The following is a 4,445-nucleotide window of genomic DNA, read 5'->3' as shown; positions in this document are numbered from 1 at the left end:
GTGCTGAGCGGATCGGCAGCGGCAAACGCAGCGTCGAGTTGTGCGGGCGAACGCCGCTCGGTCCGCTTCCAGGCGACATATTGGACAATGCCGAAACTCGGTCTCCGGGGCACCGTCTTCACGACCGGCATGCGGAAGCCGTCGCGGAAACGGGACCAGCGTGTGCCCAACGCTGCGACCATGTCCTCGAAAGTCGGCGGCGCGGCCACAGACGCATAGGTGATGGTGACATTGCCGGCGAGGCCGGCCTCGCGTGAAACCGGCAGCGGTATGGAGGCGAGATAGTCCGGCGGCACGTCGATAAGCCCGCCGAACGGCCATTGCGCGCGCAGCGTGGCGGCGTCGGTCGGCGCGACATTGACGTCTATGTCGTTAGGCGTGCCGGCAACCCTGTAAGGGCAGCGGAAACGGCCGCAATTGGCTTGCGCCGAAAACTGCCACAGTGCGTAGCCTTGCCAGTTGCCCATCGGAAAATGCACGTCGATGTCGGACTTATAGCGGGCATACCAGAGCGGCAGCCGCGACAGGAGCCGGTATCGGTAGCTGTTGTCGGCAATGTACTGGGCGGTCTTGCCGTTGGTGTACAGCACCGGGAAACGGCCGATGCGCCGATGCACCTGGCGGACGAACTCCTCGGCATCGTCGAGCGACATCCATTGCGAGGGATCATTGCCCTCAATGTCGAGAGCCATGAGATCGTCGGGCGCAGGCTCGGCGAAATCGAGGAAATTGTTGGCCTGTTCGACCGGATTGCCCGGGCGGGCAAGGTGATAGGCGCCCCATTTCAGGCCGAGTGCCTTGGCCACCACCCGGCGCGTCTGGAACAGTTCGCGCGTCACCGCATGGCGTTTCCACAGCGCCTTGCAAAGCTTCACCTCAATGTCGTTGCCCAGGCAGAAATAGGGCGGCGGCATGCCGTCGGAGGCCTTGTTGATGAAGCCGACGACCCGCTTGTCGGTGGCGAGTTGGGCCCAACCGATGGAATTGTATTCGTAGGCATCGACCACCAAAGCGCGGTCGGCGTTCTTCCAGGGTTCGGAAAAATCCGAAGCCTTTGCCGCCGTGGACAGCGCCATCGTCGCCGCCAAGGCGAGAAGCGCCAGCGCATGTCGCCCAAAAGTGTGCAGCGGTTTTGGGGCAACGACATGCGGAGGAAACAATGGCTTGAAGGGCGTCGGCACGACACTCTTCAAGCGGCGAAGGAGACGCGCCGTCCTTTTCAAAACAGGGAATCCCCGTTGATCAAAGACAAATCCTGAACGGCTATGGTTAAGGAAGTACTTTCGGGGCTGACTTCAGAAAAGCTGGCGACGCATCAGCTGCTAGAATTCAAACGGGTCCGGAGCCGGCTCTTGCCGCAGCGTGCCCTCGGCGGCGCGTTTGCGGTGGTGGGCGAGTGAGCATTGCGGCGAGCATAATATGCCGCGATCCGACCAGTAGGCGGCCCCGTGGTCCAGTCTGCCGCCATGGTAGCAGAACCCCTCCGCTCGATAGGGCAGGCCGCATTCGATGCAGCGATAGGCGTCGGGTCTGGCAAGCATGGGCTGTTCCGGTTGGCTGGTTCTGATCCGTCGCCGGTCGACTTGATCCGGCATGGATTGAACTTAATACGCGCCGCCGCGATTGCAAAATCCGCGTGACAAAATTTGACGTTTACGTAAAAAGAAGATGGGAGAGCGCTGATACGGCGGGGGGTTTTGCAGCGGCGCTGGCTCTAGGGTCGGCAGGACCGATGCATCGGAAGGAGTAAGCGGCATGTATAGGGCACCGGTCGAGGATATCGCCTTCACGCTCAAGCACGTCGCCGGCATGAAATCGGCGCTCGATGCCGGCAGGTTCGGCGATCTCGGCGATGACCTGGTCGATGCCGTTCTTGGCGAGGCCGGCCGCTTCGCCACTGAAGAGGTCGCACCGCTCTACACGATCGGCGATCGGCAAGGTGCCGTGCTGAAGGACGCTGCCGTCACCACACCACCCGGCTGGAAGGAACTCTATCGCCGCTGGATCGATGGCGGCTGGAACGCGCTCTCCGGGCCTGAGGAATATGGCGGCCAGGCGCTGCCGACCATGCTTGGCGTTGCCGCGCTCGAAATGTGGAACTCCGCCGCCATGGCCTTCGGCATCGGCCCGACGCTGACCATGGGCGCTGTCGAAGCGCTCGACAAACACGCCTCCACAGACCTCAAGGCAAAGTATCTCGGAAAGCTCGTCTCCGGCGAGTGGATGGGCACGATGAACCTGACCGAGCCGCAAGCCGGTTCGGACCTCGCCGCCTTGCGCGCCCGCGCGGAGCCGGTGGGTGACGGCAGCTACCGCATCTTCGGCCAGAAAATCTTCATCACCTATGGCGAGCACGATTTCACCGACAACATCATCCATCTGGTGCTGGCGCGGCTACCGGATGCGCCGGCCGGCACGCGCGGCATATCGCTGTTCCTGGTGCCGAAAATCCTGGTCGGCGACGATGGCGCGCTCGGCGCGCGCAACGATGTCTTCTGTTCCGGACTTGAGCACAAGCTCGGCATCCACGCCTCGCCGACCTGCACCATGATCTATGGCGATGGTTTCCAGGGCGCCAAGCCCGGCGCTATCGGCTGGCTGATCGGCGAGGAGAACAAGGGCCTCGCCTGCATGTTCACGATGATGAACAATGCGCGGCTTTGTGTCGGCATGCAGGGGGTAGCGGTCGCGGAAGCCGCAACGCAGAAGGCGATCGCCTATGCCAATGAACGCCGGCAGGGCAAGGCCGCGAGCTACACTGGCACGGGTATGGCGCCGATCGTCCATCACCCCGATGTCCAGCGTAACCTGCTGACCATGAAGGCGCTGACCCAAACCGCGCGCGCCATCAGCTATTCCTGTGCCCACGCCATCGACATGGCCGGTGTCTCCGCCGGTGACGAGGCGGCCCACTGGCGCGACCGCGCCAATCTGCTGACGCCGCTGGCAAAGGCGTTCTCGACCGATATCGGCGTCGAGGTTGCCTCACTCGGCCTCCAGGTTCATGGCGGCATGGGCTTCATCGAGGAGACGGGAGCGGCCGCCTTCTATCGTGATTCGCGCATCGCCCCGATCTACGAGGGCACCAACGGCATTCAGGCGATCGATCTGGTGATGCGCAAGCTGCCGCTCGGCGGCGGCGACCATGTGCATGGTTATATCGCCGAACTGGCTGATATGGCCGCAGCGGTGCGGACCTCGAACCTGCAGGGTTTCGGCCGCACCGCCGACGCTCTCGACGCGGCACTTGGCGATCTCAGCGAAGCGACCCGCTTCCTGCAGAAACTGGCGGCCGAAGGCCGGGCGGACGAGGCGCTGGCGGGTGCGACGCCCTATCTCAGGCTGATCTCGCTTGCCGCCGGCGGCGCCTATCTGGCGCGCGGCGCTCTTGCCGACCAAGGCCGTATTCCCCTTTGCCGCTTCTTCGCCGAAAACCTGCTCGGCGAGGTCAGCGCTTTGCGGGCGCGCGTCATCGATGGCGCCGAAAGCCTCGCCGCTGCCGGAAAAACGCTGATTTCCGCCTGACGTTCACAAGGAAAGAACCGTGACAGACCATATCCTCGTCGAGCGCCAGGGCGCCATCCAGATCATCCGCATGAACCGGCCGGACAAGAAGAACGCGCTGACGCGCGCCATGTATGCGAAAATGTCAAAAAGCCTGGCAGAAGGCGACGCCGACCCGGAGATCCGCGTCCATGTCTTTCTCGGCGTGCCCGGCGCCTTCTCCTCAGGCAACGACCTTGCCGACTTCATGATCATCGCCACCGGTGGTGACGGCGGCACCGAAGTCTGGGACTTCCTGATGGCGCTGGCCAGGGTCGAAAAACCCATGGTCTCCGGCGTCGACGGCATCGCGGTCGGCATCGGCACGACGCTCAACCTGCATTGCGACCTGACCTTCGCCACGCCGCGCACCGTGTTCAGGACGCCTTTCGTCGACCTTGGCCTGGTGCCCGAGGCGGGGTCGAGCCTCTTGGCGCCGCGCATCCTCGGGCAGCAGGGTGCCTTCGCGCTGCTCGGCCTCGGCGAGGGCTTTTCGGCTGAACGGGCGAAGGCCGCCGGCCTGATCTACGAGGTGGTCGAGGAAGCAGCACTGGAGGCCTCGGTGCTGGCGGCCGCCGGCCAGATCGCGGCCAAGCCGCCGCAGGCGTTGAAGATCGCGCGCGACCTGATGCGCGGCTCGCGCGACGACCTCGTCGCCCGCATCGGCGAGGAAAGCGAGCATTTTCGCGAGCGCCTGAAGTCCGATGAGGCGCGCGCCGCGCTCACCGCGTTCATGACGAGAAAGAAGGCCTGAGCCTCTTCTTCAGGGATAAAGCCTCGTCTTGTCCCAGGCGCCTTTCGCGTTGCGGCTGAAGACGAGCCGGTCGTGCAGGCGGAACGGCCTGTCGTGCCAGAACTCGATTGTCGTGGGCACGATTCGGAAGCCGGACCAGTGCTTTGGC

General features: G+C 64.0%; 5 protein-coding genes. 2 read left to right on the top strand and 3 right to left on the bottom strand.

Going from position 1 to position 4,445, the window contains the following annotated elements; all coding sequences use genetic code 11:
- Both ENZ74_RS23260 and ENZ74_RS23255 read right to left on the bottom strand, forming a co-directional pair.
- A partial coding sequence (locus ENZ74_RS23260; RefSeq protein WP_164761152.1) for a glycoside hydrolase family 25 protein occupies positions 1–1,076 on the bottom strand: 1,076 nt, incomplete at its 3' end.
- A 246-nt stretch (positions 1,077–1,322) separates the two neighbouring features.
- Positions 1,323–1,541, bottom strand: a complete 219-nt coding sequence (locus ENZ74_RS23255) for a hypothetical protein (RefSeq protein WP_013532811.1) — start codon at positions 1,539–1,541, stop codon at positions 1,323–1,325.
- A gap of 214 nt (positions 1,542–1,755) precedes the next feature.
- Here ENZ74_RS23255 and ENZ74_RS23250 point away from each other — a divergent pair, with 214 nt between their 5' ends.
- Together ENZ74_RS23250 and ENZ74_RS23245 are read left to right on the top strand one after the other, a co-directional pair.
- A complete protein-coding gene (locus ENZ74_RS23250) occupies positions 1,756–3,525 on the top strand; it encodes an acyl-CoA dehydrogenase (RefSeq protein WP_063167662.1) in 1,770 nt (589 codons plus the stop codon).
- 19 nt (positions 3,526–3,544) lie between these two features.
- Complete coding sequence (locus ENZ74_RS23245) at positions 3,545–4,297, top strand: crotonase/enoyl-CoA hydratase family protein (RefSeq protein ID WP_063167663.1); 753 nt, start codon at positions 3,545–3,547, stop codon at positions 4,295–4,297.
- 9 nt (positions 4,298–4,306) lie between these two features.
- On the opposite strand, the gene ENZ74_RS23240 is transcribed toward ENZ74_RS23245, so the two are convergent.
- On the bottom strand, positions 4,307–4,445 hold a 139-nt coding region (locus tag ENZ74_RS23240), incomplete at its 5' end, for a pyridoxine 5'-phosphate oxidase C-terminal domain-containing protein (RefSeq protein WP_281059722.1).

The organism is Mesorhizobium sp. M7A.F.Ca.CA.002.15.2.1 (assembly GCF_003998715.1).
In the GTDB taxonomy this organism is placed as follows: Bacteria; Pseudomonadota; Alphaproteobacteria; order Rhizobiales; family Rhizobiaceae; genus Mesorhizobium; species Mesorhizobium ciceri.
Note: the sequence above shows the minus strand (reverse complement) of the source record. Positions and strands in the feature narration are given on the sequence as shown.

What these genes read in the sequence shown, in the direction of transcription:
- ENZ74_RS23255 (WP_013532811.1), bottom strand. Translation starts at nt 1,541, where the DNA reads ATGCTTGCCAGACCCGACGCCTATCGCTGCATCGAATGCGGCCTGCCC.
- ENZ74_RS23250 (WP_063167662.1), top strand. Translation starts at nt 1,756, where the DNA reads ATGTATAGGGCACCGGTCGAGGATATCGCCTTCACGCTCAAGCACGTC.